The 3,191-nt window shown below is 55.5% G+C and carries 4 protein-coding genes; all 4 read left to right on the top strand.

Features of this window, described 5'->3' with window-relative positions:
* A partial coding sequence (locus Q0341_RS12435) for a biotin synthase (RefSeq protein WP_299513816.1) occupies window positions 1-720 on the top strand: 720 nt, incomplete at its 5' end.
* Window positions 721-815: 95 nt separating this feature from the next.
* Window positions 816-1,292, top strand: coding sequence for a DUF2244 domain-containing protein (locus tag Q0341_RS12430; protein WP_299513814.1), 477 nt, complete (start codon window positions 816-818; stop codon window positions 1,290-1,292).
* A gap of 77 nt (window positions 1,293-1,369) precedes the next feature.
* Complete coding sequence (gene coxB / locus Q0341_RS12425) at window positions 1,370-2,542, top strand: cytochrome c oxidase subunit II (protein ID WP_299513812.1); 1,173 nt, start codon at window positions 1,370-1,372, stop codon at window positions 2,540-2,542.
* A 32-nt stretch (window positions 2,543-2,574) separates the two neighbouring features.
* A partial coding sequence (locus Q0341_RS12420) for a cbb3-type cytochrome c oxidase subunit I (protein WP_299513809.1) occupies window positions 2,575-3,191 on the top strand: 617 nt, incomplete at its 3' end.

Genomic DNA, 3,191 nt, shown 5'->3' with positions numbered 1-3,191 from the left:
AGGGCCTTGCAGCAGCGTTACCCCAAGGCCGAGGTCTGGTTGGCCTTTCAAGACCCCGCGCACACGCAGGCTGCTCGTGTGGCCCTTGAGCGCCCTTGGTGGCAAGCCGGGCGATGGCTGGGGCCGAAGCCGCATTGGGGTGTGCCACCAGACCACAGCGCGCAGATGCTCTGGGCCAACATGCAGCTGCACGCATCGCCCGAGCCGCAAGCCCTGTTGCAAGCCTGGCACCGGTCTTTGGCGGTCGATGGGTTTTTGATGTTTTCGTGTTTTGGCCCCGATACGCTGCGTGAGCTGCGTGAGGTGTACGCGCGCGCAGGCTGGCCCGCCCCAGCCCATGAGTTCACCGACATGCACGATTGGGGTGACATGCTGGTGCAAGCGGGTTTTGCTGAGCCGGTCATGGACATGGAGCGCATCACCTTGACTTACTCATCGGCAGACAGTTTGTTGGCCGACTTGCGTGAAATGGGACGTAATCTGAATGTGCAGCGCTTTCCGGGGTTGCGTGGGCGCCGCTGGCGCGAAGCTTTGTTGCAGGCATTGCAGGGACTGGCCCGAGAGGAAGATGGAGGGCGACTTTCCTTGGGTTTTGAAATTGTTTATGGACACGCCTTAAAGCCGCAACCCAGAATGCAGGTCGCACCAGAAACCCAAATCGGCCTCGATCAAATGCGGCAAATGCTGCGTTCTGGTGGGGGTATATCCGACAAAGTTTGAGATCTGTCAAAAGTAGGATTGATCTCAGGTAAAATCCGCCCGGTTTTGTTCATCGTGCGTGCTCGACGGCGTGTTAGGTTATTGAAAGTTGACGGATGTCAAATCAGGCTTACCAATTTGCACAAGTGTCTGGGCCCGCTGTCCATTGGCGGCTCAAACGCAACTGTTCGGTGACGCCAGTCCAGTTGGGTTGGCTCTACCTGTCGTTGTGCACCTTGTCATTGGGCATCGGCGTCTTCTTCTGGTTGCAGGGGGCGACTTTGGTGTTGGCCTTCGCGGGTCTTGAGGTTGCGGTTGTGGGCTTGGCTTTTTTGGCTTACGCCAGACACGCTGCCGACGGCGAGATGATTTCCTTGCAAGGTGCGAATTTGGTCGTAGAGCTGGAAACGGCAGGCCGGTTGGAACGGACTGAATTTGACCGCCAATGGGTTCGAGTCGAGCCCAAAACGGGCGACCAAAGTCTGATCGAGTTGTCTGGCCAAGGTCGAACCATTGAAGTGGGGCGTTTTGTGCGACCGGAGCACCGGCAAGTGCTGGCGAGAGAAATTAGGAAGGCATTGCGTTCGGCGTGATGCCAAGCGGCAATCAGGCCTGAGTCTGGTATGCCAAAGGTTTGAGTTCAACAGAGTCTTGGAAGTTAGTGAGAACCATGAAGAATATTTCCAACCAATTGGCTTCGCTGCTATCTCGCGCGGGCATCTTTGCAGGCGCATGGCTGGCTACAGCTGCTTATGCCGTCAATGATTTGCCGGGAGGCCCTGCGGTCAACCAGCTCAATTTGCATCCGCCAGCGACCAAGATCGCAGAAGAGCAGCAATGGCTGCATTGGTTCATGCTGATCATTTGCACGGTGATCTTCGTTGCCGTGTTTGCTGTCATGTTCTATTCCATCTGGAAGCACCGCAAGTCGGTCGGCCACAAGCCAGCCAAATTTACTGAATCCATCACGGTGGAAGTGATTTGGACAGCAGTCCCCTTTCTGATTGTTATTTTGATGGCTTTGCCTGCTACCAAAGTTTTGGTCGCTCAAAAAGACACCACCAATGCCGACCTGACCATCAAGGCCACGGGTTACCAGTGGAAGTGGGGCTACGACTACATCAATGGTGAAGGCGAAGGCTTGAGCTTTATCTCTACCCTGGACTCTTCCCACCGTGCCATGTCGGATGCTGGCAAGCCGGAAGGCGACAATTACTTGCTGAAGGTGGACAACCCCTTGGTGGTGCCTGTGGGCCAAAAAGTGCGTGTGATCACCACAGCCAACGACGTGATCCACGCTTTTGCGGTGCCCGCTTTCGGCATCAAACAAGATGCCATCCCAGGTTTTGTGCGCGACACTTGGTTCCGTGCAGAAAAAACGGGCGATTTTTATGGCCAGTGCCAAGAGTTGTGTGGCAAAGAGCACGCCTACATGCCCATCCATGTGAAGGTCTTGTCGGCCACCGACTATGCGGCTTGGGTGGACACCGAGAAGAAAAAGCAAGCGGCCAAAGCCGATGACCCTGCCAAAGTGTGGGCACTCGACGATTTGTCCAAGCGCGGTGAAAAAGTCTATGCTGCCAACTGCGCAGCTTGCCACCAAGCCACCGGCAAGGGCGCAGGTTCTATCAAGGCGCTTGATGGTTCCTCCATCGTTCTCGATGCTGACAAATCCAAGCAAATTGCAATCTTGCTCAATGGTGCCGGCAACGGCGCTATGCCTGCATGGAAGCAGTTGTCAGACACAGAAATTGCTGCTGTGATCACCTATACCAAAAACAACTGGTCCAACAAGACCGGGCAAATCGTGCAGCCGGCTGACGTGCTGGCCGCTCGCAAATAAGCCGTACCGTATTCAAATCAAAGGAAATCAAGATGAGTGCCGTTCTAGATCATCACGATCACGCCCATGACGACCACGGTCACGCGCCTGCGGGCTGGCGTCGTTGGGTGTATGCCACCAACCACAAAGACATTGGTACCTTGTACCTGCTGTTCAGCTTCACCATGCTCATGATCGGTGGCGTGCTGGCCCTTGGCATTCGTGCCGAGTTGTTTCAGCCGGGCCTGCAAATTGTCAACCCCGAGTTGTTCAACCAGTTCACCACCATGCACGGCATCATCATGGTGTTCGGTGCGATCATGCCGGCATTTGTCGGCTTTGCGAACTGGATGCTGCCGCTGCAAATTGGCGCGTCCGACATGGCTTTTGCCCGCATGAACAACTTCAGCTTCTGGCTGATGGTTCCTGCGGCTCTGATGCTGGTGGGTTCTTTCTTCATGCCAGGCGGAGCCCCCGCTGCCGGTTGGACTTTGTATGCACCTTTGACGCTGCAAATGGGTCCTTCCATGGACGCTGGTATTTTTGCCATGCACATCCTGGGTGCCTCGTCCATCATGGGCTCGATCAACATCATCGTGACCATCTTGAACATGCGCGCCCCTGGCATGACTTTGATGAAGATGCCCATGTTCGCTTGGACGTGGCTCAT

The organism is uncultured Limnohabitans sp. (assembly GCF_937889215.1).
In the GTDB taxonomy this organism is placed as follows: Bacteria; Pseudomonadota; Gammaproteobacteria; order Burkholderiales; family Burkholderiaceae_C; genus Limnohabitans_A.
Note: the sequence above shows the minus strand (reverse complement) of the source record. Positions and strands in the feature narration are given on the sequence as shown.